The sequence below is a fragment of the Brevibacterium sp. HMSC07C04 genome, assembly GCF_001815905.1.
GTDB lineage: Bacteria > Actinomycetota > Actinomycetes > Actinomycetales > Brevibacteriaceae > Brevibacterium.
Genome location: NZ_KV823261.1, coordinates 82,669 through 108,347 on the forward strand (window position 1 = coordinate 82,669; position 25,679 = coordinate 108,347).

Genomic DNA, 25,679 nt, shown 5'->3' on the forward strand with positions numbered 1-25,679 from the left:
TCGCCTGTGAGCCGACTGGTGCGATGCCTGAGACCACCGGCTGTTCAAGCGCGTGAACACCGCCGCCTTTCTCGATCAGCGGCCCACAAGGCGGCGAACCTGAGCCGCACGGCGCTGCAGTCCCCAGCGGGCCACATTGACAAAGGCCTCGCCGATGATGCCTCCGGACATTTTCGACGTGCCGAGCTCTCTTTCGACGAAGACAATGGGGACTTCGACAATATTCGCACCAGCGCGGCGCGCTCGGACGGTCATATCGATCTGGAAGCCGTAGCCGTGGGACTGCACGCCGGCCAGATCAATTCGCTGGAGAAGTTCACGTGAGTAAGCTCGGAAGCCCGCAGTCGCGTCGGCTACGTGCAGGCCAATGGCGATATTGGCGTACAGGTTGGCCCCGCGTGAAAGCACATTCCGGTTCAGCGGCCAGTTGACCACCTCTCCCCCGCGCACCCAGCGCGAGCCGATCGCAAGATCAGCTCCGCCTCGTACGGCGCCCAGAAGCTGCGGAAGGTCGCGCCCTCGGTGGGAGCCGTCAGCGTCCATCTGGCAGATGACGTCGTAGTCCTGTTTCAGCGCCCACGTGAAGCCGGCGACATAGGCCGGCCCCAGCCCGGCCTTTTCGGTCCGGCGCATAACGTGAACGCGATCGTCTCCAAGAGCTTCGGCCCAGTCTGCAGTTCCGTCTGGGGAGCCGTCGTCAATGACGAGCACTTCGACTTCGGGGGAATATTCGAAGATCGCCGCAAGCGTGTTCGGCAGCGACTGGCGCTCGTTGTACGTGGGGATTGCAATGAGTGTGCGCATCAGGAATCCAGTTCTACAAGTTCTCCCGCGCTCCACAGGGACACGAGTTCGGGCAGTGGGGTTCCGGGGGTCAGATCCGGCAGTCCGGGAGTCCCCGAACGAGGGTCGGTGCTCCACGCGGCGACACGTTCGTCGGCGGCTTGTACGACGAGATGGTCGACCCTCCAGCGGGCGATGTCAGCCCGGTTTCCCGGCGCGATCACTCCCCCGCCGAAATTGCCGACCGCGCGTTCAGCGAAACGCGTCAGGCAGTTGAACGCCGCGCGTCCGCTGACAGTCGAACCCGGGGCGAAAATCGCCTGTCGCATGGCCTCCCAGGGTTCGGATGACGACGCGAAGCTCACCTGCGCTCCTTCGCGCAGCAGGGATCCGACCGGCTGGGCGAAAGCGCGCGGGTCGACTGTCAGAGCAAAGGGCGACTGTCCGAGCGGGCCGGTGAGGTCTTCGGGGATCTGCACATTGGCGAATACGCGCCATCCGCTGCGGGCGGCGTGGCGTTTGAAGTCGGCGTCCTGCAGCGCCTCGGTGTAGGCGTTCAGCGCCTCAAGGTCATCCAGCACGATGAACACGGGCGCTTCAGGGCGCTGCTCGGGCAGACCGACGTGTGCTTGCCGTTGACCCGTGCCGCTGAGGCTGTAGCCGATAACGCGCAGCGGGCCCGCCTCCTGGGCGAAGTCTGCAATCTGCTTGTCCGTGCCGATGGCGTGAACTGCTGCAATGCCGGCGGCCAGGAAATCGTGCGGGGCTGACTCTTCGCTTCGCAGGTCGACCGTCGTGATCATGGCCGGTGCTGCGAAGTCATCGCAAAGGTCAATGAGCTCCGAGCCGAAGGTCTGTGCGGCTTCGTCACCGCCCACCCAGTCGACGACGTCGCCGCTGACAGACACGGCCGTCGCGAAAGGATCAGCGCTGCTGTAGACATCACCGTTGTAAAGTACGAAATTCACCACACTGCGATTCTCCCAGACGGACGCAGGGCGCGTGATGGGGCCTCGGGTAGGCTGAGCCGGGTGAGCAGACTCGTCGTTCTCGATACCCCGGCCCTGTACTACCGGTCTTTCTACGCTCTTCCGTCCAGCATCACAGCTTCAGACGGCACTCCGGTCGGAGCTCTGCGCGGGCTGCTGGACACGATTGCGGGCCTTGCTGAAGATCTCGCCACCACTAGGATTGTCGCGGCCATGGACGGCGACTGGCGGCCGTCCTTCCGCACAGCCATACTGCCGGAGTACAAAGCCCAGCGCGTGCAGGACGAAGAGACGGGCTCAGAAACCCCCGATGACCTCAAACCGCAGATACCGCTTATTCGCGAAGCGCTCAGGTTAGCTGGGGTACCTGTCCTTGAGATACCCGACACGGAAGCTGACGACATCATCGGGTCTTTTGCCGCCCAAATGGGGCCGGATGACGAGCTCGTCGTGGTTTCGCCTGACCGCGATCTCATCTCGGTTCTGCGCGCCGACCGCAGAATTCAGCTTCACAGGCCACGCCCCAAGGGGCAGTGGGCGCCGCTGACCTATGCGGATGTTCCCGCGGAGTACGGGGTCAAAGGCGGCGAACCCTACCGTCAGATGGCGGCCCTGCGCGGCGACCCCTCCGACGGGCTTGCCGGTGTGCCCGGCATAGGCGAGAAGACTGCCGCAAAGCTCCTCACCGGATACGGCGGGCTGGACGAGCTGTTCCGCGCGGCGTACAGCGGAGCGAAAGACCACGGTCTGAGCCCGAAGCGCGCCGCAGCACTCATCGAACATGAAGACGCCGTGCGCCGGGCAGAAGAAGTCATGACGGTTCTTCAAGACATTGATGTGCTCCCAGCCGCGGGGGATGCAGCCGGGGTGCCCCAGCGGATGAACAGCGAAGCACTCATCGCATTCGGTGCACGGTGGGGTGCTGAGCGGGCGACGGCCCGGCTTGTGCGGGCCCTGGGTGACGAGGCACCGCCGGCACCGGACGAGCCCTCCCCCGCCGCTGGGCGACAGTCACGCAGAGACCAGCTTCCCGAGTTCGCGGGGCCGTCGTGGACGACAGCCGAACTGTGGGGCTTCGACCTTGAAACCACCGGACTGGACCCGCAGACAGTGCACGTTGTTACGGCGGCGTGCGTGCGGCTTGGGCGGGTTGACGGCTGTATCCAGCCGCTCGAGATTCGCACGTGGCTGGCAGACCCGGGGATCGAGATTCCGGAGGCCGCCAGCAGCGTTCACGGGATAGCCAGCGACTATGCGCACAAGCACGGTGCGGACCGAACCGCGGTCGTGACCGAGGTGATTGCGTGTCTGGACAGCATTCGCCGCCGTGGCGGCTGCGTTGTGGGGCACAACATCGTCTACGATCTCACGGTGCTCGAAGCCGAACGGCGCCGTCTGGGACTGTCGACGGCCGTGGCAGATGTTCTTCCGCCGATCTTCGACACCCTGGTGCTCGACAGAGAGATCGACCGATTCCGCAGGGGCAAGCGGACGCTTTCCGATCTGTGCGCCGCGTGGGGTGTCGAACTGGACAACCACCACGATGCTCTCGCCGACGCTGCGGCCGCCGGCTGCATACTGTGGGCGATGGCAGACAAGCACGAGGCTATTGCGAAGGGCTCGGGGGCGCAGCTGCACGCGGCGCAGATCGAATGGAAGCGCGCACAGGCTGCTGATCTCGAAGAGTTTCTGCGCTCCAAAGGCCGCCGCGCTACGATAAACCCCGATTGGCCGCTGGAAATCTTAAGCTGAGAGGAACGATCATGGGCTTCTTCGACCGACTGCTGGGACGGCCCGGAGCGCAGGCAGACAAGCGCGTCGGCTGGTTCGCAAAAGCCCAAGACGACCTTGACCGCTACGGTCAGCAGTATGCGGATCTGCCAGACGAGGAACTGGCGACAACCGCGGCGGACCTGTTCACCCTCGAAGACCGGCGCGAATCACTCACCCGCTACGCCGCGCTCGTGCGCGAAGCCGCCGACAGAGCCCTTGGCGAACGGCCGTATTCGACACAGCTCAAAGGCCTCATCGGCCTTCTTGACGGCATGGTCGTGCAGATGCTCACGGGCGAGGGCAAAACCCTCGTCGGTGCCATGGCCGCCGCCGGATACGCCCTGCAGGGGCGGACAGTTCACGTAGTCAGCGTCAACGACTACCTCGCTGCTCGCGACGTCGAATGGATGCGCCCTCTGTTTGACCTGCTGGGTGTGACAGCGGCATCTGTTGGCGAAGCCGACTCGGAAGTCTCCCGTCGGGATTCCTACACACGGGAAATCGTCTACGCGTCCGTGCAGGAAGTCGGCTTCGACACTCTGCGCGACCGTTTTCTCACCCAGGGCCAGGAGCCCCGAATCGCCCAGCGTGACGTTGTGATTGTCGACGAGGCCGATTCTGTGCTCATTGACGAAGCGCGGGTTCCGCTGGTCCTGGCCGGCACCGCGAGCGTCGAACAGGCCGATGCCGAGATCACGCGGCTGGTTGGCAGCCTTGAAGCGGGCCGACACTACGAACTGGCACACGACCGCACAGCGGTGTCCTTAACAGAGAGCGGCATCGACGCAGTCGAAGAGGCCCTCGACGTTGATCTGTACGGCGACGATGCGGAGACGCTCGCCGCGGTCAACCTCGCGCTGTACGCCCTGGCTGTCGTTCACCGTGATGTCGACTACCTCGTTGTCGACGGCAGCATCAAGCTGATCTCGGATTCGCGCGGTCGCGTCGCTGACCTTCAGCGGTGGCCGGACGGACTGCAGGCGGCAGTTGAAGCCAAAGAGGGGCTGACCGCTTCTTCAACGGGCGAGATCCTCGACCAGATGACAGTTGAAGAGCTCATTCAGACGTACACCACCGTATGCGGTATGACGGGCACTGCGTTGGCAGTCGGCGATGACCTCAAGGAGTTCTATGAACTTGAGATCTGCGCTGTGGAGCCCAACGAGGACGTTATTCGCGTAGATGAGCCCGACCGTCTGTACACCTACCAGGAGTCCAAGGAACGTGCGATTGTCGACCAGGTTCTCGAAGAGCACCGCCAGGGTCGGCCCATCCTGATCGGCACCCGGTCGGTGGCCGAGTCCGAAAGCCTCGCACACAGGCTCAAACAGCGTGGAATCGACGTCAGGGTGCTCAACGCAAAAGACGATTCGCGCGAAGCCGATATCATCGCCCAAGCCGGCGAATCCGGCGCTGTGACAGTCTCGACTCAAATGGCGGGCAGGGGCACCGACATCCGCTTGGCAGATGACAAAGCCCGCGAATCCGGCGGTCTTCTGGTGATCGGTGCCGGTCGCTACGACTCCTCGCGCCTGGACGATCAGCTGCGGGGCCGTTCTGGAAGACAGGGCGACCCGGGGACATCCGTGTTCTTCACGAGTCTGGAAGACGAACTGCTCACACGAGTTCCGGAAATCCAGCGCTTTGTCGAAGACGGCGACGAAACCGGCTTCATCCAGTCGCGCAAAGCAGCACAGCTGGTCGAACACGCCCAGCGGATGGCAGAAGGCGAAAACACCGGTGTTCATCGTGATACCCGGCGGTTCAACGACCTCATGTCGAAACAGCGCAAGCAGGTGCTTGCACGCCGCGAGGCCGTGCTGACCGAGGACTATGGGATCGACGAACTTTTGGAAAAGGTCAGCGATCGCGAAGACGTGAAGACCGCCGGTGATGACGCTGTGCGCCAGGCTCTGCGCGATATTCTCCTGTTCCAGATCGACGACCGCTGGGTGACTCACCTCGCGTTCCTCAACGATCTGCGCGAGGGGATCCACCTGCGCACACTGGCAAAAGAACGCCCCCACGAAGCGTTCAACAAAGAATCTATGGCGCAGTTCGCTCAGTTCTGGTCGGATGTGACGGCCAGCGCCGAAGAGGTCCTGGACAAAGTCGAGTTCACTGCCGACGGGGTCGACCTGCCTGCCATTGGAATGAAGAGGCCGTCATCCACGTGGACCTATGTAGCAGCCGAATCGACGTTCGGCTCTGACATTGAGGCCGTGGTGAAGCGGATTCGCCGCTGAGATCAGCGCTGCGCTGCGATCAGTACTGGTCCATGACCACACCGCGGCGCACCGCGTCAGCCGCTCGGGCAATCGTCGTGGCTGCTTCCGGCCCGACGACGTTCTCAATCTGGCCCAGAACGTCGAGTGTCTGTTTGGCCCACCGGACGAAGTCACCGGCGGAGATGTCCGTTCCGTCCAGAGCCGCGGCGAGGTTCTTGCCGTCGGTCCAGCGGTAGATCGGCACTGCAATACCGGAATCGGGTTCGGGGGTGATGCTCGTGCGGGCGTCGCTTTCGGTTTTGGCAAGTGTTCGCCACAGGTCTTCCAGAGCGCCCACACACTGCCGCAGAGTCTGAGTGGGCATGCGAGTGTGTGTCAGCAGTTCGCGTCGGCTTTCGTATACCAGGCACGAGGCCATCGCCGCGGCTTCGGGCTCGGTCAGCCCCTCCCACAGTCCAGCGCGAACAGACATGGCGATCAGCAGGTCGCGATCGCCGTATATGCGCCGCAGAATTGCGGTGTCATCAGGCAGGAACTCGAGTGTGCGCAGAACTGAGCAGACTCGGTCGAAAACTTCGGCGATAGAGGACGTGCGCGATGTGATCTGGCTGGTGAGCTTGGCCCGGTCGCGTTCGAGCCGGTGTGCCCTTTCTGCCCACCGGGCGTGCTGTTCGCGTTCGGGACAGTCGTGGCAGGGGTGAGAGCGCATCTGCTGTCGCAGCGCCTCAACATCTTCAGAGCCGACCTTGGGTCCCTTGGTTCTGCGCACTTGGACATCGGCGGGGTCTTTGACCCGTCCCTGCGCAATCGCCTGGTCGAGGATGTCAAGCAGGCGGCTGCGCTCACGGGGATTGCGGTGGTTGAACTTCCGGGGGCTCTTGATCTTACCGAGGCTCACCGCCGGCTCAGTGACTTCATGTGGACGCAGGTGCCATACTTTGCCGGCGCTTGTGAGGACTGTCGGCAGACGCAGACCCGTGTGGTCGTTGTGCATGGGACTGAGCACAATGCAGGCGCCGAACTTCAGCCGGGACGGCAGCAGAATAACGCTGCCGAACTGCAGTTGGGACAGTGATTCGACGACATCGCGCTGTTTGAGCTTCGACCGCTGCTTACCGGCCTGCTTCTCCAACTGCGCAATCGAAAGTCGATAGCCGAAATACTCCGAGAAATCACCGCGGTCGCACTGTGCAGCCTCTGTGTAGCCGGCAAGCGCCTCGTCGGTTTTGCGCACTCGCTTGGCAAGGCCGACAACAGAAGAGTCAGCTTGGTACTGGGCGAACGATGTTTCCAGCACCTTCCGCGCGTCATCGTGGGTCATACGCGCCAGCAGGTTCGCGGCCATGTTGTAGGTGGGAACAAAACGGCTGTTGAGCGCGTAGGTCCGCTTGGAGGCAAGGGAAGCGATATCGGCGACTTCGATCGTGGGGTGCCACACCGTCACGGCGTGTCCTTCAATGTCGATTCTGCGCCTGCCAGCCCGTCCAGTCAGCTGCGTGTACTCCCCCGGTGTGATCTGCACGTGAGATTCGCCGTTGAACTTCTTGAGTTTGTCGAGCACCACTGAACGCGCCGGCATGTTGATGCCCAGCGCAAGGGTTTCAGTTGCGAAGACAACCCGCATGAGCCCCTCGACGAAAAGCTTCTCGACAAGCTCTTTGAACTGCGGGATGAGTCCGGCGTGGTGCACTCCGAAACCGGACATGAGGCCTGCCGCGAATGACCGGAATCCCAGCACTCCTAGGTCTTCGGCAGTCAACGACTCTTCCAGCTCTTCCAGCGCGGCCGCGATTCGGCGTTTTTCGCTCTTCGTCGTCAGATCAAGGCCGGCCGCCAAACAGTGGTCGAGAGCTTCGTCGCAGCCTTTGCGGCTGAAGATGAAGAAAATGGCAGGCAGAAGCGAAAGCTTGTCGAGCTCAGCAATGACAGCCGCCCGAGCCGGCCGCATAAACCGGTGTCGGGCTCCGCCTCGTCGGCGGTCCCGCCGGGAGCCAAAACCTGAGTACGGCCGGACAGCCGCTTCCAGTCCTTTGTTGATGTCCCGGCCATTAGGTGCGAACAAGGGCATGAGGTCGGTCCCGACTGCTACGTGATTGTGCAGCGGTACCGGACGGTGTTCGGAGACGATGATGTCAGTGGTGCCGCGCACCTCGGCCAGCCACGCTCCGAACTCTTCGGCATTGGACACCGTCGCCGACAGGCTCACCAGCAGGACGTGGGCCGGCAGGTGAATGATGACCTCTTCCCACACGGGTCCGCGGAACCGGTCGCCCAGGTAGTGGACTTCGTCGAGAACGACGAAGCCGAGTTCGGAAAGGTCCGTTCCCGAATAGATCATGTTGCGCAGGACCTCGGTTGTCATGACGACGATCTGCGCGTCTCGGTTGATGCTCGTATCCCCTGTCAGCAGGCCCACGCGATCAGCGCCGTAGGCGTCGACGAGCTCATTGAACTTCTGATTTGACAGGGCTTTGATCGGCGCGGTGTAGAAGACCCGCACACCGCGGGCAACCGCCAGAGCAATGGAGAACTGTGCGACAACCGTCTTGCCCGCACCCGTGGGGGCGGCGACGAGGACTGAGTGATCGGCCTGCAGACTGCGGCAGGCGCGCAGCTGGAAGTCGTCGAGTTCGTAGTCCAGGGAACGGCGGAAGGCCTCCAATGGTGAACCCGCTTCGCTCTGGCGCTGCAGAAACTGTGAATATGCGTCAGCCGGAGACAGGTTGGATTCCATGCCCCTCAGTCTACTCAGTCGATCGGTTCGACCCACGTGCCGTCGGCAATCCGGCGCCGTTTGCGACCGCGGTCAATGATCGCGCAGATCAGCCACGCCAGGAAGAACATGAACAGCATCGGAACGACCAGGTAGAACATGGACACGGCATCCGGGGTCGGCGTTGCGATTGCGGCGAACACGAATACCAGCACCACCAGCCACCGCCAAGACCTCCGAATCGTGCGGGCTGACAGAAGATCGAGCATATTGAGCCCCACCATGAGGACGGGCAGGACGAACGCAGCCCCGAAGGCGATGATGACAACGGTGACAAACGACAGGTAGTCCTGCGCCGGCACAATGTACGACGTTCCCTGAGGCACCAGGCCGCCCATAGTGCGAACAGCATTGGGCAGAGCGAAGAACGCCAGCGCCCCTCCCGCCAAGAACAGCGGGAGTGCAGTGCCGAGAAAACCCACGGTGTAGAGCTTCTCCTTGCGGTGCAGACCGGGCATGATGAACGCCCAGATCTCGTAGAGCCATACGGGTGAAGAGAGGATGATGCCGATGAAGATCGATATTTTGATCTTCATGTCAAAAGGCGACACGACACCAGCGAAGTTGAGCATCGCGGTCTTGCCTTCTGCTGCTGCAATGTCATCCAGGGGCTTCTGGAGAACTCCGAGAACACTGTCGTAGAGGAACCAGCCGATGACAGAGGCGATCAGCAGAGCAACGGCGGCCGCTATCGCCCGGTTGCGAAGCTCCCGAAAGTGGTCGAGGAGCTTCATCCGCTTCTGCGGATTGCCCTTCAGCGGCAGGCGCTTGCGCGGGCTCACTTTCGCTTGTCGTCGTCCGCTTCGGTGTAAGCAGATGCGCGGTCCTCGGCACTGTCAGAAGTGCCGGGTTGTGCGCTCTTAGATTCGATGGAACCGGGGTCCTTGGGAGCCGAGACCGTGGGTTCGTCCTTGCCGAAGTCCTTCATTTCATCGCGAAAGATCTTCATTGACTTGCCGACGTTCTTGGCAACACCGGGCAGACGCGAAGCGCCGAAGATCAGAACGATCACCAGAACGACGATGACGATTTGCCAGATTCCGGGTCTCACATGTGCTCCTTAGTTCTCAGCGTGCCCCACCAGTGTACTCGTCCTGTCCGGCATGTTCGATAACACGCGCAAGAGTGCCAAGCGAGCTGCTCAGTGCAGGCACTGGATCTGCGGAGCGGATCCAGCGACCCCAGCGCAGCATCTGGCGATCCAGCCACGCTTCCGAAAAGACGGTAATGGTGCCGTAGGCGCAGCCTTCGGAGTCGTCGAACTGAACATCGCGGAAGGCAAACTCGTCGAGGATCCAGGCGGCAGCGGAGGCAAAGCCGAACCGGTAGTCGGTCGGCTCTTCCGCTTCCTGTGGTGTGGGCACAATCTCCCTGTCGCCTTCTGCCAGTGCGGCTGATTCGATGTTGTCGACGCTGAATGTGCGCTCTCCCCCGGAGGTTTCGCAGAAGGCATCGAGATACCAGCGGCCGGCCAGGCGCAGTTCGTGCGGACGAATGACTCGGCGAGTCAGTTCGTCACGAGCGGCGACGTAGTAGTCAATCACGATCGGCGTGCCGGAAGCAGAAGCACTCTGCAGGGCACGGCGAAGATCTTCCGGGACAGTCGGAACATCGACAACCGGTTCTGTCGAACGGTCGGCCGACTGCAGCTTTGCCCGCAGGTCCTCAATGCCGTCGACGTCTGGGTTTGCAGCCTGCAGGTAGTCAAGAGCGACAACGAGGCTTGCGGCTTCGGCAGCGCTGAGCCGGACCGGAGCCGCAACCTCCGCGGCGTTGTCTACGTACACGCCGTCCGGCCCCCAGCGAGCGTCGATGAGATCATCCGGCATGTGGCCGGGGCGACCGCTGACGAACAGCAGCTGAAGGTCGTCTTCGATCGTTTCGACGGAGACGTTGAAATGCGAAGCCAGCTCTTCCAGCCGGGCGCCGGGATGAGCAGTGATGAAGGGGACCAACCCCAGCAGACGCGACAGCCGCTGCCGTGCTTCACACATGAGCGCGGTTTCCGTCCACGAGGGCGATGAGGCTCTCCAAGGTCAGCTGAGCGAGCTTCCTGTGAGCCTCTCGCAGCTCCGGCGGTGCGAGTACGCTGACGCTGTCGCCATAGCCCAGCAGTTCCTCGGCAAAGCTCTGCAGATCAGCAAACGGCACCTCGTAGGTTCCGTCTGCAGTTTCTGCGCCCCGGTGGCGAAGTGGCCTGCCCTTGCCGGGTACGAGGCGGAGCACGGCCTTCTGCGAAACCTCTGCTGGGTGTACGGACTCCCCCACCGCGCGGGGGTCTACAGTGAAATCCGCCGGCACGGCACTGCGAAGCGAATCGCCAAGGGGTGTGATGCGCCCGACAATGCGGGAGAGTCGGAACGCCCGCTGTGCCCGCCGGTTGAGGTCATAGCCGACAACATAGGTCTTTTCGCCGCGGGTCAGTAGACAGAAGCCGACGACTTCGCGGCGCTGCGGGACAGACCCGGGTTTTCGATACTGAAAGCGCATGGGTCGGCGGTCAGCCACATATTCCATCACTTCGGCGTAGCGGTCATCCACAGAGCGCAGGTCAAAGGCTGCGTCGGTGTCGAGGCTGGCAGCCGGCTGTGCGGCCTGTCCTCGCAGCTTGTTCACGGCAGCGAGGGCCGCGCCGGAAACGGCCGAGCTGCGCACAACGTCAACAGCGGCCGCTAAAAGCGCTATGTCTTCCGGGCCCAGGTCAATGGGAGGCAGAAGGTAGTCTTCGTCGCTGATCCGATATCCGTAGGCGGATTCACCGGTGAAGGGGTCAGACCAGTCGGTCGTGCTGATCTCTATGCCCAGATCCCGAAGCGCCTTTTTGTCCCGGTTGAACATCCGGTCAAAGGCAGCGTCGTCCTTATCGCGATAGTCCTCGATGGTTTGGCGAAGTACGTCGCGGTCGATCCAACCGGAAACCGACCGCAGCGCGATGAGCAGGTTGAGCAGGCGTTCAGTCTGTCGACGCGCGCGGCCGGTCTTCGGACGGTCGAGGTCGGCCATTGTCAGGCGATGTTCTCAAGATCGCAGACGAAGATGAGTGCTTCGCCCGGCGCAATGACACCGGGGACGCCCTGGCTGCCATAGGCCAGGTGGGAGGGAATCCGCAGGGTGCGGCGTCCGCCGACCTTCATGCCGAGCAGGCCCTGGTCCCAGCCGGGGATGACCATGCCGACGCCCACGCGGAAGTTGAGCGGCTGGCCGCGGTCCCAGCTGGCGTCAAACTGTTCGCCGGTGGAAAAGCCCACGCCGACGTAGTTGACGCTGACGGTGTCTCCGGCCTGAACAGCACGGCCGGTGCCCTCAATGTCGTCGATGATCTCGAGTTCTTCCGGGGCGGTGTCGCCGGGAAACTCGACTTCGGGTTTTGTGCGGGACACGAGGTACTCCAATCAGTTTGCGTCGAGGATGTCGACGACGAACACGAGCGTTTTGTTCGGGCCGATGTTCGGTGGGCTGCCGGCTTCCCCGTAGGCCATGTCAGGCGGTGCAATGAGCAGCACCTGCGAACCGACCTTCTGGCCTGCAAGTCCCTCTGTCCAGCCCTTGATCACACCGTCAAGGGGGAAGGTCGCAGGCTGGCCGCGATCCCAGGATGAATCGAAGGTCTTTGAAGGGTCATCCCACGTCCAGCCGGAGTACTGCACGGTGACTTCCTGGTCTTTGCTGACCTTTGGGCCGTCGCCTTCAATCGTCGGCTCGACGATGAGCTTCTTCGGCGGGTCGCCCTTGGGCTTGCTGATGGACGGTTTGCCCTTGTCGTCCCGGCTGACCTGCGGGAGGTCCTTCTTCTGAGGAAGCTCCTTGCCCTCAGCGCGGGTCTTGAGCTTTCCGGTTTCGACGATGTCGATGACGTACAGGACGCTCGGGCCGTTTTCGCCCGGCGTGGCCAGCCCCACCCTGGCACCGACCTTCTGGCCGACGAGGGCATCGACGAGTTCTTTGGCAACCTGGTCATTGTCCATGGGGAAACCAGACGGTTTGCCCTGGTCGTAGGTGCTTTGGAGGTTTTTCGGATCGCTGCCGTCAATCGTCGTCATGTGGGCGGTGACCTGATCACCGTCCTTGATGACGTCCCCGTCGCCTTCGCTGTAGACCTTGGATTCAGCCTTTGCAACGGCGAAAGGAGCTTCAAACTCCACCTTCGGCTTTTTGCCGTCCTCACCGTTGACCTCGACCTTGTCGAGGCTCGTAGTCTTGGCATCCTGCACCTGCTGGGTGGCTGTGTCGTCGGCTTTCTGATCGTCGCCATTCGAACAGCCGGTCAGCAGAAGAGCTGCGATGGCGGCTGTGCCGATCACCTGTCTGCGCACGTAGATACATCCCTTTCGATAGCTCTGGCCAATCCTAGTGGGGCCAGTCTGGGGCTTGCCTGAGTGGTGGTGAGGTCAGATGACAGGTTCGGCAAAGGCCTCTGTCAAGGTGCGGGCCCTGTCGTCTTCAGTCGCGAAGGGGTCTCGGAGAACCACGGCCTTCTGGCTTTGGTCATTGACTCGCAGGTGCACCCAGTCGACGGTGAAGTCACGGCGATGTTCCAGGGCCTGCGCGATGAATTCGCCGCGCAGTCTGGCCCTGGTGCTCTGTGGTGGTGTTGCCATTGCCCGCTGGGAAGCTTCAAGCGGCACAGCGCGCCTGGCCAAGCCGGCTTGTTCCAGTTTTGGGAACAGGCCGATGCCGGGGGTGACATCGTGGTAGGCGTAGTCGAGCCGGGTGATCTTCGGATCTTTCAGGCTCAGGCCTTCACGTTCGACGTAGCGGTCGAAGAGCTTTTTTTTGATGACCCAGTCGATTTCCGTGTCGACCGAGCTGAAATCTCCGCTCTCAACGGCTTCGAGCACTCGCTTCCAGCGATCGAGCACTCGCCGGGCTGTGTCGTCGGAGCCGAGGCTGTGGTCGCCCCTGTCTGCAAGTTTCGCTGCGTGCTCCCAGTAGAAGCTCAGCAGCCCAAGCGGGGTTGTCGTTTCGCCCGAACGCAGTTCCAGCTGGGCTGTTCCGGTGAGGTCGCGGGCCACGGTGCGAATGTCCCGAATGGGATTGCGCAGAGTGTGGTCGGCAAGCGGCACACCGGATTCGAGTAGGTCGAGCACCAGGCCGGCGGAGCCGACTTTGAGCTCCGTGGTGGTCTGCGACATTGAAGAATCGCCGACGATCACGTGCAGGCGGCGGTACTTTTCAGCATCAGCGTGCGGTTCGTCGCGGGCGTTGATGATCGGCCTGGACCGGGTTGTCGCTGAGGACACGCCTTCCCACATGACATCGGAACGGCCGGACAGGCCGTAGACAACATCGCCGTGCAGGGTCTCGACCTTGGTGGCGTGGCCGCTGAGTGAGGCCCTCTGGGAATCAGCGGCGGGCATATCGGTGCTGGCCCGGGCGGGAATAACGCAGCCGGCCCCGGCGATGAGCTGGCGGACGACGAGGAACGGCAGAAGCGAGGTTGTCAGACGCGTGAAGTCCATGGTGCGGCGCACGAGGAAGTTTTCGTGGCTGCCGAACGAATTTCCAGCCGAGTCGCGGTTGTTCTTCAGCATGTGTGCCGTGCCGGTCAAACCGTCGGCGGCAAGTTCACGCTGAGCGATTTCCAGGTTCTGGGTCAGAAGCAGGGTTCCGGCTTCTTCTTGGGCGATGAGCTCATCGACAGAAGAGCACTCCGCCGTCGCGTACTCGGGGTGGGAGCCGACATCCAGATAGAGGCGACCGCCGTTGGCCAAGAAGGCGTTCGACGAACGGAATCGGCTGACAACCGGTTTGAACAGGTAGCGCGCCGTTTCCTCCGGACCCAGGTGGCGGCCCCCGTTGGCTGAATAGGTCAGACCGTATTCGGTCTCAATGCCGTAGATGCGTTTCATGCTTCTCCCCCGAGCATCTGCTTGACAGCTTCTGTGTTCAGTCGGCGGAAGGTCCTGTGTCCTTCGGCGCTGCGGTCAAGCAGAGCCGCTTCGATGTGCTGAGCGGGAATCGGGCCTTCGGCACCCAGGGTGCTGGCTGCCCACCGCAGAACCTCTGCACTCGTCATAGCCGATGTGTCGATGTCAGTAAGCGCCCGGCCGTGGGCTTCGGAGTCTCCCCCGATGACCACGGCACTGGCTTCGTCTGCAACCGAACCGTCATAGGACAGTCGGTAGATTCTGTCGCCTTCGGGGTCCACACCGAGTTCGGCGACGATGATTTCGACTTCAAAGGGTTTGGATTCCGTTGTGAAGACAGATGCCAGCGTCTGAGCGTAGGCATTTGTCAGACCCCGGGCGGTCACATCTGCCCTGTCATAGGAATAGCCGCGCAGGTCCGCGTAGCGAACACCGGCCTGGCGCAGTGATTCGAACTCGTTGTACTTGCCGACCGCGGCAAAGCCGATCCTGTCGTAGATTTCGGCGATCTTGTGCAGTGTGGTTGACGGATTCTCTGCGATCAGTGCGATCCCGTCTGAGCACCGGGCAACCAGGACGCAGCGCCCGCGTGAAATGCCCTTCCGGGCGAACTCCGCGCGGTCTTTCATCAGCTGTTCGGGTGAAACATAGAAGGGCATGCTCATGCGGAACCGCCTCCTCGCCGTGCGGCGACATCGGCCGCGGCAGCCAGAATGACGTCGGCTTGGACTTCACGCACTCCCTCGGAATCAACCACCATCATGGTCGGTCCGATTCGACGGATGAGGTCCGGTCCGGCAGTTCCGGAATCGTCATCGGCGGCATCGAAGAGCGCCTCGACCGCGACCTCGACTGCGGCACCTTCACTGAGGCCTGGCTTCCACCTCTTTTTGAGCGAACCGCGGGCGAAAGTCGAACCGGAGCCCACCGAGTGGTAGTCCTGCTCTTCGTATCTGCCGCCGGTGACATCGAACGAGAAGATCCGGCCGGGAGTATCACCGTCCGCTTTTTGGTCAACCCCGGCAAACAGCGGCACCACCGCCAGACCGCGCAGCGCGGAACCGAGGTTGGCTCGCAGCATCGAGGCCAGCCGGTTGGCTTTGCCGTCGAGGGAGAGGACCGTGCCCTCGATCTTTTCGTAGTGCTCAAGTTCAAGCTGGAAGAGTCGGACGAGCTCAAGTGCGATGCCCGCCGTGCCGGCGATGCCGACAACTGAACCGTCGTCGGCCCTGTGCACTTTCTCCATCGTCCGGCTGGCGATGAGCGAGCCGATTGTCGCCCGGCGGTCACCGGCCATGAGAACACCGTCGGCCGTTGTCAGCGCGACGATAGTCGTAGCGTGCGGGGCGATGTTCTCGGCAGCCGCTGCCTGCGCAGAGGGAAGCACGTGCGGGGCGACTTCGCGTGCGAACTCAACGAACGAGTTCGAAGCGGTGCTGAGGTAGGCGGCTGACAGTCCTGTCACTGTCCGCCTTTCTGCACGAAGTTCTTCACGAAGTCTTCGGCATTGGTCTCCAGAACGGAGTCGATGTCATCGAGGATGTCGTCAAGCCCCTGCGTGTTGATCTGGGCCTGGCCGCCGCCGAGACCCAGGTCGCCGGGTTCTTCCGGGCCTTCTCCTCCGCCCGAGTGCCTGTGGATCTGATCCTGACCAGCCATTGTGCTCACATCCCGTAGTCGTCAGTGTTGTTGTCTTTGATTGTAGTGACCCCGAGTGCCGCCAACAGCGATTCGGTGTCGACAGCTGTGCTCAGCCGGTCTTCCAGCAGAGCGCGCGTGCCCTTGAGCGGTTCGCTCATGGGGATCCTGACGGCGGATTCGCCGCGGCGCATGACGATTGACTCCCAGCTGGCTGCAACCAGGTCATCGCGCAGTCTGTCGACAACCGTGCCGCGCAGGTAGGCGCGCGTGTCATCCGGTGGTGTCGTCATGGCCCGCCGCACCTCGTCATCGGTCGTCAGTCGGCGGAAGCGTCCGGCACGTTCCAGCCGATAGAACAGTCCCTTCTCCTGGCGGACGTCGGTGTACTGGACGTCGATGAGGGCCAGCTTGGGGTTGTCCCACTCGAGTCCTTCGCGCTGCCGATAGCCGTTCATGAGCGACAGCTTGGCCACCCAGTCAATCGAGTCCGCAAGCGTCATGGGATCGGCTGCAAGACCGGTGAGCAGACGATCCCATTCGGCCAGCACCTGAGCGGTCTGCTCGTCATCGGGATTTGCTGCCTTAGCGGCCGCCGCATAGAACGCGCGCTGGATCTCCAGCGCCGTCATGGTCGAACCGTCGGTCAACTCCACTGGTGCGCTGAGACTGAGGTCGTGGGACACCGTCTGCAGGGCGGTGACGGGATCGGCCAGTTCGATTTCGGGCGCCAGTCCCTGCTCGATCAGACCCAGCACGAGGCTGGTGGAGCCGAAGCGCACGAACGTGGCGACTTCGGCCAGTGTCGCATCGCCGATGATCACGTGCAGGCGCCGGTACTTGACGGGATCTGAGTGCGGTTCATCGCGGGTGTTGACTATGGGTCGGCGCAGGGTCGTCTCCAAGCCGACGCACTCTTCGAAGAAGTCGGCCCGCTGGGAGATCTGGAAGCCGGGCGCTTCACCCTCCCGGCCGATGCCCACTTTGCCGGCTCCGCACAGAATCTGGCGGGTGGCGAAGAAGGGCAGCAGGCCCTCGGTGATCTTTTCGAACTCGACATTGCGGTCGACGAGGTAGTTCTCGTGTGTGCCGTAAGACGCTCCCTTGGAGTCGGTGTTGTTCTTGTACAGGTCGACCGGCTGGCCTGTTGAGAGCAGCTGATGCACCGCCGCTTCGGCCACCCGGTCCCCTGCGCGGTCCCACGTGACGATGTCGCGGGGGTTTGTGACCTCGGGCGATGAATATTCGGGGTGAGCGTGGTCAACGTAGAGGCGCGCGCCGTTTTCCAGCACCACATTGGCAAGGTACTGCGCTTCCGGCTGTTCCTGCGGCAGGTGAGTCAGCTGGGATTCGTGTGCATCGGCCAGGTTCATGAGGAAGCCCCGGGCATCTGCCAGCGGCGTTTCTGAGCCGAAGTCCCAGAAGCTCTGGGCGGATTTCAGACCGCGAGGCCCAGCGTAGGCGTCGACGACGCGCGCGGAGTCGCGCATGGGGGCTTGCGGGCGACCGCCTACGGCGACGATGCCGAACTCGGTTTCGGAGCCCATGATCCGCTGGACGGTGATCATTGTGCCTCACTGCCTTTCGTAGACTTTGGTCTGTGGCTAAGCGTTCTTCTCGTATTTCTCATATCCTGACCGCCCTCGCAGCCGACATCGTCCTGGTGGTTGCCTTTGCGGCTGTCGGCTTCTACACCCACGCCCAGGTTCTCACGCTCGACGGAGTTGTTCAGACATCGTGGCCGTTCCTGGTAGGCCTTGCGTGCGCGTGGATCCTCAGCGCCGCATGGACTGCTCCCCTGGCGCCCATGCGCACCGGCGTCGCAATCTGGTCGACGACTGTTCTGGTTGGCATGATCACCCGCTTTTCGTTCGGGGCGGGAATCGCCGGACCGTTCATCATCGTTGCCTCCGCGATGAATTTCCTGACCCTCGTGGGCTGGCGTGTGATCGCCCGCGCTGTCGGCGGGCGATCAGCCAAAGGCTGATCCTAACCGGCAGACATCGCCTCAGATGAGGCTGCTGTCTCCGCGTGCGGTCTGAACTGACGAGGTGTCGCTCTCGGCAGCCGTGTCTGTGCGGCTCTCGCGGTCGGCGACATCGGCAGCCAGGACCAGGTGGGTGATCCTTTCGCCCTTGCGTCCGGAGATGCGGGCCCATTCGTCCGGGTTTGTGGTGTTCGGCAGGTCTTCGTGTTCGCTGAATTCTTCGCGAATCGCCCGGTAGAGGTGATCCCACGTGATGCCGTGCTCACCCAGGTCGAGGTAGGCCTTGATGGCGCGCTTCTTCGCCCGGTCGACGACATTGGAGATCATGGCTCCCGAGGTGAACTCGGCGAAGTAGAGCATTTCGCGGCGGCCGTTTGCGTAGGTGACTTCGACGAAGCGGTTGCGGTCGGTCTGTGCGTACATTTCTTCAACACAGCGTTCGATCAGGCTGTCCACGGCGGCCGCCTTGGTCGTCGTGATCTCGGACTCGGCAATCGGCAGCTGTTCTGTCAGGTATTTGCTGAAGATGTCCTTGGCGCCATCCCGGTCGGGGCGCTCAATGCGTATCTTCACGTCGAGACGACCAGGGCGCAGAATCGCGGGGTCGATCAGGTCTTCGCGGTTGGACGCGCCGATCACGATGACATTGTCAAGCTGTTCTACTCCGTCGATCTCGGTCAGCAGCTGGGGAACGATCGTGGTTTCGACATCGGAGGACTTGCCGGTTCCGCGAGTGCGGAAGAGTGCTTCCATTTCGTCGAAGAAGACGACCACGGGTGAACCCGCTGTGGCCTTTTCGCGGGCGCGGGCGAAGATGGTCCGCAGCTGGCGTTCGGTTTCGCCGACGTATTTGTCCAGAAGCTCTGGGCCCTTGATGTTGAGGAAGTAGGAGCGGGTGTTCTCCCCGCCGCGGCGTTGGGCCAGTGAGTTCGCAACGGCTTTGGCGATGAGGGTCTTTCCATTGCCGGGAGGTCCGTACAGCAGGATTCCCTTGGGTGGTTTGAGGCCGTGTTCGGTGTACAGCTGCGGGTGTTCGAAGGGAAGTTCGACGGCATCGCGGATTTCGCTGATCTGGGCGGATAGACCGCCGATGTCGGAATAGGAGATGTCCGGAACTGTTTCGAGCATGAGCGAAGCTGTTTCGGCCCTTTCGAGTCTTTCGACAACGAGGCCGCTGCGGGAATCGAAGACGAGGGAATCGCCCACCCGAACCCGGGTGTCGCGCAGTGGCTGGGCGAGTGTGACGACGCGCTCTTCGTCGGTTGAGGTTGCGGCGAGCACTCGCGTGTCGTCAATGAGTTCGCGCACTGTCACAACCGAACCTTCGTCAATGAAGCCGAGAGCCTCCACGATCACCAGGCCCTCGGTCAGTCGGACGCGGCGGCCCGGTGTGAGCTCTCGCAGAGGAACCTCGGTGCTCACAGACAGGCGCATGGGCCTGCCGGCGTAGTGGACGTCGGCGAAGACAACATCGCCATCGCGCACGGTGCCGAGCACAACCGCGTAGGAATTGGGCGGTTCTGCAATCCTCTCAGCTTCGGTCTTGAGACGGTCGAGTTCCGCACGTGCGGATTTCAGAGCTGTGCTGAGCTGTTCGTTGCGCTGGGAAGCTGAAAACAGCTGCTGTCGGAGGCCTGCCGCGTCCTGGCGGACTTTCGACAGTTCTTGTCGCATTGTCGAATCATCCATTGAGCTCTCCTTCGCTGCTGAGAATGTCGAGACGGGAACCCGCCTCGCGGACGGAACGGCGGATCTTCTTCGCTGTGGGGTATTTGACCCCAACGGATTCGTCTGTGACTTCGGGACCGAACCAGACATCGAGGTCGCGCTGATCCGGAGGCGCCTGCTGACCTCGTTTGGTCCGGCGCAGCGGAGTCGTCCCCTGAGCCACGCGGCGAGCAAAGACGAGGAACCCCGTGTGGCCTATCATGCGGTGCTCGGGTCGCACAGCCAAACCGTCCAGGTGCCAGTCGCGGACCGTTGATTCCAAAGCGTGCGGTTTGGTGTAGTCGCCTGATTCCTGCAGTGCCTGCACGGTGCGCGACATCTGAGTGACGGTCGCAACGTAGACGATGAGCACACCGCCGGGAACGAGGGCTTCTGTCACAGCGTCCAGGCAGTCCCAGGGGGCAAGCATGTCAAGCACAACGCGGTCGACTTCGCCTGGGCCATAGGCTTTGGGGAGCTCTTCGGCGAGATCCCCCACGGTGATATTCCACGCGGGGTGTGGGCCTGCAAAGAAATCCGAGATATTGCCCTCGGCAATCTGGGCGAACTCTTCGCGCAGCTCAAAGGAGTGCACGCTGCCGGAATCGCCGACAGCTCGCAGGAGGGCGATGGTGAGAGCTCCCGAGCCCACACCGGCCTCAACGACACGCGCTCCGGGGAAGATATCGCCGAAGTCCGTGATGAGGGCTGCGTCTTTTGGATAGATGATGGCCGCACCGCGCGGCATAGACAGAACAAAGTCGGAGTACAGGGGCTTGAGCACCTGGTACTCGACGCCGACGGAGTTGCGCACCGTCGTGCCGTCGGGGCCTCCGATGATGTCATCGTGGGAGATGATGCCCCGATGCGTGTGAAACTCCCCGCCGGGTTTGAGGACGATCGTGTTCATCCGGCCTTTGGAATCGGTCAGCTGGACCTTGTCCCCTGCCTTGAGAAGACCGCGACGGTCATCAGCTCCGGCCGGAGCGGGTGCAGATTCGTGGCTCATGATTGACCAGTCTAGCCGGGTGGTCTCTGCCTCAGACGCCCCTCGTGTCAGGCCTCAGTCTTCGAGAAGTTCGTGGAAGAACTCCTGCAGGTCGATGATGCCGGCGAGCGAAGAGCCTTCCATGATGAGGCAGAACTGGGCTTTGGGCCTGTGGGTGAGCGATTCGAGCAGGTGCGGGGCGGAAATTCCCCGGGGCACGCCGATCCAAGCCCCCAGCGGGCTGGAGAAGTCTCCGGCGACGGCCGCTCCCGGCCCGCCGACGGTCGTTGCCGACCTTTCGGCCAGCTGTCGCTTGAGCAGGCCGTTGGGCAGTCCGGAACGGTCAAGGATGACGACGAGGGCAGGGTCGCTGCCCTTGCCCGCGGCATCGGCAGCGCGCAGCGTTTCTTGGACATCCGCGTCATAGGCGGCTGCGATAGCAGGCTGAATGACCTGGTCGAGGTCGTAGGTTTCCATGCGGCGGGCGCGCTTGGCGTGTGCGGCGGCGTCGGCGGCTGAGACCCACAGCATCACCGCGATGGCAGTCGTCCAGATGATGGTGACGAAATCCGGCTTTGCCCCTGTCATATAGGGATAGGCTATGGCGCCGAGGACGAATCCGACCGCAACGATCCGGCCGATCATGCTTGCGATCACGGTGCCGCGGAACTGGCTGCCGGTGAACCGCCAGATAAGGGCCTGCAGCGCCCAACCGCCGTCGAGCGGAATGCCGGGCAGCAGATTGATCACGCCGAGTGCCACGTTGGCAAACGTCAGTGCGGCGCACAGCAGCCACAGCACGCTGCCCCCGTCGGAGTGATTCATGCCGATCCAGCCGATTGCCGCCAAAATGATGTTGACAACGGGTCCGACGACCGAAACGTAGAAGCTCGTCATCGAGGTGCGCTTGAAGTCGTCATCGATCTTCGGTTCGAACTTTGTGAAGCCGCCCCACACGTTGAGCTCGATGACAGACACCTTCTGCCCGCCGAGCGTGCCGGCAACACCGTGAGCGAACTCGTGCAGGAAGACCGACGCGAAAAGCAGAATCGCATAGAGGAACGCGACGAACATCGACGTTGCTATGGTCATGCTGGGTGACAGGGTGCGAATGAACGGCGCCAGCAGGGCCGTGATGAGAATCGCGGCAATAAACCACGTCCATGACAGCACAATGGGCGCACCGAGGGCGCGACCGATCACGAGGCCGCCGGCGGTGCCGTCCTTGCTAGCATTCGCTTGTGCCATATGCGACATCATAACCGGCAGACGCAGAAACACTGCGACCTGCGCCCGCGTGCCTACTAGGCTGTGTTCATGGTCTCGCTCAATGCTCTTTCACCTTCGCGCGCCAATGACTTCGTGTCGTGCCCGCTGAAGTTCCGCTTCCGCACAATCGACAAGCTGCCAGAACCGCCGAGTGAAGCGGCGTTCAAAGGAACGCTCGTCCACTCTGTTCTCGAGGGGCTCTTTGATCTGCCAGCCGAGGAGAGGACCGCCGCCGCTGCGCGCTCCCTCATAGCGCCCAGCTTCGGGGAGCTTGCAGACAAGAACGCCGCGGAGCTCGCTGAGCTTTTCCCTGACGAACCCTCCCGACTGAAGCTCTTCGCTCAGGCAGGCGAGCTGGTGGACCGCTATTTCACACTCGAACTGCCCGACCGTCTGGAGCCGGCCGGACGAGAGCAGTTTGTGCAGGCCAAACTGGACAATGGCCTGCTGCTGCGCGGATTCATCGACAGGATCGATGTGGCCCCGGGAGGCGAAGTGCGGCTTGTCGACTACAAGACCGGCAAAGAGCCCAAACCCCAATACTCCCGGGAAGCGGAGTTCCAGATGCGCTTCTACGGCGTCCTCAAACACCGCACGGACGGCACTTTGGCCCACACACTGCAGCTTATGTACTTAGGCTCCGGAACCATTAAGGCCATGCGGCCGCAGATGACAGACATCGAGCGGACGGAAGACGAAATCCTGCACATCTGGGACGACATCGTGCAGGCGGCCCTGACCGACACCTGGCGGCCGAAAAAATCACCCCTGTGCGGGTGGTGTCATTTCAAGGACATATGCCCAGCCTGGGGAGGCCGGGCGCCGGAAACGCCGGAGATCACTTCGATTGCCGGCAGGTAGCCGCCTTCGCAAAGTCTTCGAGGGACAGGCCCTCCAGGCTGTGAACAATCGACCAGCGGGGGTCGTCTGGAATATCAATGTGGCACGGCACAACGAGAGTGCGGGCCCCTGCGCTTGATGCCGAGAGGGCTCCGTTGAGGGAATCCTCGATCGCTATGCATTCCTGAGCACGCAGGCCCAGAGCCTTCGCACCCACCTCGTAGGGCTCCGGGTGCGGTTTGCCGTGCTCCACCTCGTCTCCGGTGATGACCGCATCGAAGGTGCCTTCGGGCAGGCTGGCGACAACGGCGTCGGCCAAGGGCCGAAACGACATCGTGACCATTGCCGACGGAATGCCGACCCGGCGAAGCTGCCCGAACAGCTCTCGCACACCGGGACGGAACGGCACCCGCTGCTGCACTTGGGCAATGACGTCCTGCGTTAGACGGTTGATGATCTCCAGCGGCTCAAGCGGTACGCCGAGGTCGATGAACACCTGGGCGGACACGCTCAGAGCATTGCCCACGAGCTTCAGCCCCTCTTCTTCAGACCACGGCAGACCGTACTGAGCGGTCAGCCGGTGTTCGGCTTCAATCCAGTACGGTTCGGTGTCGACGATTGTGCCGTCCATATCCCACAGGACTCCAGAGAATTCCATGCCTCAACCCTAAAAGCTGCGTATGGTCTAAGAGCAACGCCCCGGTGAACGCGGCTAGGCTGACGACATGGCATTTCTTCCCAGTCAGGGCGGTCAGGCTGTGGTCATCGGCCTGCAGGGGCCCAACAGCCCCGACGATGCGGCCGCCGTAGTGATCGACGTCCTCAAACATCACATAGACGACGGCCGCCTGGTCGATCTCAGCGTGGCCGAAAGCTACGACCGCGAGAAGCATCCGCCTTTCATCGTCCGCCCCGATGGCAAGCCCGTTGTTGTGTACCCGCACGTCATCGGAATAGAAGGCTCAGTTGAGCGGTCGGACAGGTCGTTGAACATGCTGCTCGTGTCCGGTCCGACTCCCCTCGACATGTGGGAGGAGTTCATCGAAGACCTGCTGGATTCACTGGATCCAGACAGCGATGTCGTCATCTTCTTGGCCTCAGAGCCGGCCGCGGTCCCCCACACGCGCAGCCTGCCCGTGCGGCTGACCTCAGAGGACCCTGGCATCGTGAACTGCCCGGGGGTGCAGCAGCAGGAATACGAGGGAATTGCGAATCTGCAGGACGCGCTTGCCGTTTCTATGGTCGAGGCGGGGATTCCGGCAATCACCCTGACGTGCGCAGTGCCTGACTACGCTGCGCTGTCGCCCTCACCCAAGGCAGGTCTGGCGCTTCTGTCTGCACTCGAAGACGTCATCGGCACCACCTTTGAGCCCGATGATCTGACAGAAGCCGCCAGGGCGTGGTCTGACGGGGTAGACATGATTGCAGAAGCTGACGCCGAACTGGCCAAGCGCATCAAGATGATGGAAGAAGAGTACGACCTCGCCGGTGCGCACGACGGCGAGGACATTGCGCGCGAATTCGAGAAGCTGTTGCGCCGCCGCGAAGAGGACCGTTAAGCGGGAATCACAGTTTGATGCCCAGAAGAGCATCGACTGCAGCGACAACGGCTTGCGTGTTCTCATCAGCGACTGATCCGGTCTGTCGGGCTGCAGCCCAGTCGTCAATCACCGACAGGGCGTTCGGCGTGTCGAGATCGTCTGCAAGCTCACTGCGGATTTCGGCGACGACGTCTGCCGGATCGGAAGAGTTTGCACACTCGGCGGCTGCGCGCCATGTGCCGAGCCGGTTCTCTGCGGCAGACAGGACGCTGCCGCTGTACTCCCAGTCAGACCGGTAGTGGTTGCCGAGAATGGCCAGCCGGATGGCCATGGGGTCAGTTCCCGCTGCGGTGAGCTTCGACACGAGCACCAGGTTTCCCAGGGATTTGCTCATCTTTTCGCCCTCATAGGCGACCATGCCGGTGTGCATGTAGGCGTCGGCAAACGGCGTGCCGGTCAGTGCGATCGCATGAGCAGCACCCATTTCATGGTGCGGGAAGATCAGGTCCGATCCCCCGCCCTGCACGGTCAGCGGATAGCCCGCGTACTTCCCGGCGATGACGGCGCACTCAATGTGCCAGCCGGGACGTCCCGGCCCCAGTTTCCCGCCGGGCCACTGCGGTTCGCCTTCGCGGGCAGAACGCCACAGAAGAGCGTCGAGGGGATCTTCTTTGCCGGGCGTGTCGGGGTCTCCCCCGCGTTCGGGGAAGATCTCCAGCATCTGCTCGCGGCTGTAGTGAGATTCGGAGCCGAACGGCGGTTCGACCTGTGTGCCGATGCGGTAGTACACGTCGCCGTTGTCCAGCGTGTAGGCCGCTCCCTGATCAAGCAGGTCTTCCACTGCTGTCACGACGTCTGGAATCGACTCTACCGCCCCTATGTAGTGCTTAGGCGGTATGACTCTGAGTGCTTCCATATCAGAGAAGAACAGCCGGATCTGACTGTCGGCGAGTTCGCGCCAGTCAACTCCCGTCGCATCGGCGCGCTCCAGAAGGGGATCGTCGATATCCGTGGTGTTCTGGACGTACACAACATCGGCCCCCGCATCAATCCACGTGCGAAGGAGAACGTCGAATGCGACGTATGTGGATGCGTGTCCCAGGTGCGTTGCGTCGTAGGGCGTGATGCCGCACACGTAGAGCCGGGCCTGCCCGTCGTTGAGCAGACCGCTGACAGGTCCGCGGGCCGATGTGCTGTAGACGGTGCTGTCGGCTGGGGCGGGCGGGAGCACTGGGAAGTCGGACAGAGTCGGAACTTCGGGAGCTGACCAAGATTTCACGCCACCCAGCATAGCCG

Annotated in this window: 24 protein-coding genes; 5 read left to right on the forward strand and 19 right to left on the reverse strand. The window is 62.5% G+C overall.

Features of this window, described 5'->3' with window-relative positions:
• Positions 1-75: 75 nt before the first annotated feature.
• Together HMPREF3162_RS06270 and HMPREF3162_RS06275 are read right to left on the reverse strand one after the other, a co-directional pair.
• Positions 76-804 (reverse strand): polyprenol monophosphomannose synthase, encoded by a 729-nt coding sequence (locus HMPREF3162_RS06270; protein ID WP_070572775.1) that lies wholly within the window; start codon positions 802-804, stop codon positions 76-78.
• Positions 804-1,751, reverse strand: a complete 948-nt coding sequence (locus HMPREF3162_RS06275; protein ID WP_141750125.1) for an amidohydrolase family protein — start codon at positions 1,749-1,751, stop codon at positions 804-806. Before HMPREF3162_RS06275 ends, HMPREF3162_RS06270 begins: the two co-directional genes overlap by 1 nt.
• A gap of 63 nt (positions 1,752-1,814) precedes the next feature.
• Here HMPREF3162_RS06275 and HMPREF3162_RS06280 point away from each other — a divergent pair, with 63 nt between their 5' ends.
• Both HMPREF3162_RS06280 and secA2 read left to right on the forward strand, forming a co-directional pair.
• The gene (locus HMPREF3162_RS06280) at positions 1,815-3,524 is read left to right on the forward strand and encodes a 5'-3' exonuclease H3TH domain-containing protein (RefSeq protein ID WP_070572771.1); all 1,710 of its coding nucleotides are present in this window, start codon (positions 1,815-1,817) and stop codon (positions 3,522-3,524) included.
• Positions 3,525-3,535: 11 nt separating this feature from the next.
• Positions 3,536-5,791, forward strand: coding sequence for an accessory Sec system translocase SecA2 (gene secA2 / locus HMPREF3162_RS06285; protein ID WP_070777284.1), 2,256 nt, complete (start codon positions 3,536-3,538; stop codon positions 5,789-5,791).
• 19 nt (positions 5,792-5,810) lie between these two features.
• Here the strand turns inward: secA2 and HMPREF3162_RS06290 are convergent, their stop codons facing one another.
• The 12 genes from HMPREF3162_RS06290 to dop all read right to left on the reverse strand — a co-directional run bounded on the left by HMPREF3162_RS06290 (position 5,811) and on the right by dop (position 17,619).
• A complete protein-coding gene (locus HMPREF3162_RS06290; RefSeq protein WP_070572767.1) occupies positions 5,811-8,507 on the reverse strand; it encodes a DEAD/DEAH box helicase in 2,697 nt (898 codons plus the stop codon).
• Between the two features lie 14 nt (positions 8,508-8,521).
• A complete protein-coding gene (tatC, locus tag HMPREF3162_RS06295) occupies positions 8,522-9,328 on the reverse strand; it encodes a twin-arginine translocase subunit TatC (protein ID WP_083304037.1) in 807 nt (268 codons plus the stop codon).
• Positions 9,325-9,597, reverse strand: a complete 273-nt coding sequence (gene tatA / locus HMPREF3162_RS06300; protein WP_070572765.1) for a twin-arginine translocase TatA/TatE family subunit — start codon at positions 9,595-9,597, stop codon at positions 9,325-9,327. The genes tatC and tatA overlap by 4 nt, the downstream gene beginning before the upstream one ends.
• A gap of 16 nt (positions 9,598-9,613) precedes the next feature.
• Positions 9,614-10,540: a WYL domain-containing transcriptional regulator gene (locus tag HMPREF3162_RS06305; protein WP_070572763.1), complete on the reverse strand. Its 927-nt coding sequence runs from the start codon at positions 10,538-10,540 to the stop codon at positions 9,614-9,616.
• Positions 10,533-11,549, reverse strand: coding sequence for a helix-turn-helix transcriptional regulator (locus tag HMPREF3162_RS06310; RefSeq protein ID WP_070572761.1), 1,017 nt, complete (start codon positions 11,547-11,549; stop codon positions 10,533-10,535). Before HMPREF3162_RS06310 ends, HMPREF3162_RS06305 begins: the two co-directional genes overlap by 8 nt.
• 2 nt (positions 11,550-11,551) lie before the next feature.
• Positions 11,552-11,926 (reverse strand): FKBP-type peptidyl-prolyl cis-trans isomerase, encoded by a 375-nt coding sequence (locus HMPREF3162_RS06315; protein ID WP_070572760.1) that lies wholly within the window; start codon positions 11,924-11,926, stop codon positions 11,552-11,554.
• A 12-nt stretch (positions 11,927-11,938) separates the two neighbouring features.
• Positions 11,939-12,859, reverse strand: coding sequence for an FKBP-type peptidyl-prolyl cis-trans isomerase (locus HMPREF3162_RS06320; RefSeq protein ID WP_070572758.1), 921 nt, complete (start codon positions 12,857-12,859; stop codon positions 11,939-11,941).
• Positions 12,860-12,934: 75 nt separating this feature from the next.
• On the reverse strand, positions 12,935-14,395 hold the full coding sequence (pafA, locus tag HMPREF3162_RS06325) for a Pup--protein ligase (protein WP_070777287.1): 1,461 nt from the start codon (positions 14,393-14,395) through the stop codon (positions 12,935-12,937).
• The gene (gene prcA, locus HMPREF3162_RS06330) at positions 14,392-15,078 is read right to left on the reverse strand and encodes a proteasome subunit alpha (protein ID WP_070777289.1); all 687 of its coding nucleotides are present in this window, start codon (positions 15,076-15,078) and stop codon (positions 14,392-14,394) included. Before prcA ends, pafA begins: the two co-directional genes overlap by 4 nt.
• Entirely contained in the window at positions 15,075-15,878 is an 804-nt protein-coding gene (gene prcB, locus HMPREF3162_RS06335) for a proteasome subunit beta (protein WP_070572754.1), read from the reverse strand. The genes prcA and prcB overlap by 4 nt, the downstream gene beginning before the upstream one ends.
• On the reverse strand, positions 15,875-16,072 hold the full coding sequence (locus HMPREF3162_RS06340; RefSeq protein ID WP_070777291.1) for a ubiquitin-like protein Pup: 198 nt from the start codon (positions 16,070-16,072) through the stop codon (positions 15,875-15,877). Before HMPREF3162_RS06340 ends, prcB begins: the two co-directional genes overlap by 4 nt.
• A gap of 5 nt (positions 16,073-16,077) precedes the next feature.
• Complete coding sequence (gene dop, locus HMPREF3162_RS06345; RefSeq protein ID WP_176747342.1) at positions 16,078-17,619, reverse strand: depupylase/deamidase Dop; 1,542 nt, start codon at positions 17,617-17,619, stop codon at positions 16,078-16,080.
• A 32-nt stretch (positions 17,620-17,651) separates the two neighbouring features.
• Between dop and HMPREF3162_RS06350 the strand changes: the two genes are divergently transcribed.
• The gene (locus tag HMPREF3162_RS06350) at positions 17,652-18,038 is read left to right on the forward strand and encodes a DUF3054 domain-containing protein (RefSeq protein WP_070572749.1); all 387 of its coding nucleotides are present in this window, start codon (positions 17,652-17,654) and stop codon (positions 18,036-18,038) included.
• A gap of 21 nt (positions 18,039-18,059) precedes the next feature.
• On the opposite strand, the gene arc is transcribed toward HMPREF3162_RS06350, so the two are convergent.
• The 3 genes from arc to HMPREF3162_RS06365 are packed head-to-tail and all read right to left on the reverse strand — an operon-like array spanning position 18,060 to position 21,981.
• Positions 18,060-19,727: a proteasome ATPase gene (arc, locus tag HMPREF3162_RS06355; protein WP_070777293.1), complete on the reverse strand. Its 1,668-nt coding sequence runs from the start codon at positions 19,725-19,727 to the stop codon at positions 18,060-18,062.
• Positions 19,720-20,754 carry a tRNA (adenine-N1)-methyltransferase gene (locus tag HMPREF3162_RS06360; RefSeq protein WP_070777304.1) on the reverse strand — a complete coding sequence of 345 codons (1,035 nt, stop codon included), beginning with the start codon at positions 20,752-20,754 and terminating at the stop codon, positions 19,720-19,722. The genes arc and HMPREF3162_RS06360 overlap by 8 nt, the downstream gene beginning before the upstream one ends.
• 54 nt (positions 20,755-20,808) lie before the next feature.
• Complete coding sequence (locus HMPREF3162_RS06365; RefSeq protein ID WP_070572744.1) at positions 20,809-21,981, reverse strand: site-2 protease family protein; 1,173 nt, start codon at positions 21,979-21,981, stop codon at positions 20,809-20,811.
• Between the two features lie 69 nt (positions 21,982-22,050).
• Between HMPREF3162_RS06365 and HMPREF3162_RS06370 the strand changes: the two genes are divergently transcribed.
• Positions 22,051-22,863 carry a RecB family exonuclease gene (locus tag HMPREF3162_RS06370; protein WP_070573022.1) on the forward strand — a complete coding sequence of 271 codons (813 nt, stop codon included), beginning with the start codon at positions 22,051-22,053 and terminating at the stop codon, positions 22,861-22,863.
• Here the strand turns inward: HMPREF3162_RS06370 and HMPREF3162_RS06375 are convergent.
• Positions 22,841-23,500, reverse strand: coding sequence for an HAD family hydrolase (locus HMPREF3162_RS06375; RefSeq protein WP_256278245.1), 660 nt, complete (start codon positions 23,498-23,500; stop codon positions 22,841-22,843). The genes HMPREF3162_RS06370 and HMPREF3162_RS06375 overlap by 23 nt on opposite strands.
• A 67-nt stretch (positions 23,501-23,567) precedes the next feature.
• Here HMPREF3162_RS06375 and HMPREF3162_RS06380 point away from each other — a divergent pair, with 67 nt between their 5' ends.
• Complete coding sequence (locus HMPREF3162_RS06380) at positions 23,568-24,401, forward strand: PAC2 family protein (RefSeq protein WP_070572741.1); 834 nt, start codon at positions 23,568-23,570, stop codon at positions 24,399-24,401.
• Positions 24,402-24,408: 7 nt separating this feature from the next.
• Here HMPREF3162_RS06380 and mshC read toward each other — a convergent pair whose 3' ends face one another.
• Positions 24,409-25,662, reverse strand: a complete 1,254-nt coding sequence (mshC, locus tag HMPREF3162_RS06385; protein WP_070573020.1) for a cysteine--1-D-myo-inosityl 2-amino-2-deoxy-alpha-D-glucopyranoside ligase — start codon at positions 25,660-25,662, stop codon at positions 24,409-24,411.
• Positions 25,663-25,679: the final 17 nt, after the last annotated feature.

Bases quoted from the DNA above. Each gene is read 5' to 3' on its own strand.
- HMPREF3162_RS06310 (WP_070572761.1), bottom strand. From the start codon at position 11,549: ATGGCCGACCTCGACCGTCCGAAGACCGGCCGCGCGCGTCGACAGACT.
- HMPREF3162_RS06360 (WP_070777304.1), bottom strand. From the start codon at position 20,754: ATGAGCCACGAATCTGCACCCGCTCCGGCCGGAGCTGATGACCGTCGC.
- HMPREF3162_RS06290 (WP_070572767.1), bottom strand. From the start codon at position 8,507: ATGGAATCCAACCTGTCTCCGGCTGACGCATATTCACAGTTTCTGCAG.
- pafA (WP_070777287.1), bottom strand. From the start codon at position 14,395: ATGAAACGCATCTACGGCATTGAGACCGAATACGGTCTGACCTATTCA.
- prcA (WP_070777289.1), bottom strand. From the start codon at position 15,078: ATGAGCATGCCCTTCTATGTTTCACCCGAACAGCTGATGAAAGACCGC.
- arc (WP_070777293.1), bottom strand. From the start codon at position 19,727: ATGGATGATTCGACAATGCGACAAGAACTGTCGAAAGTCCGCCAGGAC.
- HMPREF3162_RS06380 (WP_070572741.1), top strand. From the start codon at position 23,568: ATGGCATTTCTTCCCAGTCAGGGCGGTCAGGCTGTGGTCATCGGCCTG.
- dop (WP_176747342.1), bottom strand. From the start codon at position 17,619: ATGATCACCGTCCAGCGGATCATGGGCTCCGAAACCGAGTTCGGCATC.
- HMPREF3162_RS06375 (WP_256278245.1), bottom strand. From the start codon at position 23,500: ATGGAATTCTCTGGAGTCCTGTGGGATATGGACGGCACAATCGTCGAC.
- secA2 (WP_070777284.1), top strand. From the start codon at position 3,536: ATGGGCTTCTTCGACCGACTGCTGGGACGGCCCGGAGCGCAGGCAGAC.
- HMPREF3162_RS06370 (WP_070573022.1), top strand. From the start codon at position 22,051: ATGGTCTCGCTCAATGCTCTTTCACCTTCGCGCGCCAATGACTTCGTG.
- HMPREF3162_RS06340 (WP_070777291.1), bottom strand. From the start codon at position 16,072: ATGGCTGGTCAGGATCAGATCCACAGGCACTCGGGCGGAGGAGAAGGC.
- HMPREF3162_RS06270 (WP_070572775.1), bottom strand. From the start codon at position 804: ATGCGCACACTCATTGCAATCCCCACGTACAACGAGCGCCAGTCGCTG.
- HMPREF3162_RS06305 (WP_070572763.1), bottom strand. From the start codon at position 10,540: ATGTGTGAAGCACGGCAGCGGCTGTCGCGTCTGCTGGGGTTGGTCCCC.
- HMPREF3162_RS06365 (WP_070572744.1), bottom strand. From the start codon at position 21,981: ATGGCACAAGCGAATGCTAGCAAGGACGGCACCGCCGGCGGCCTCGTG.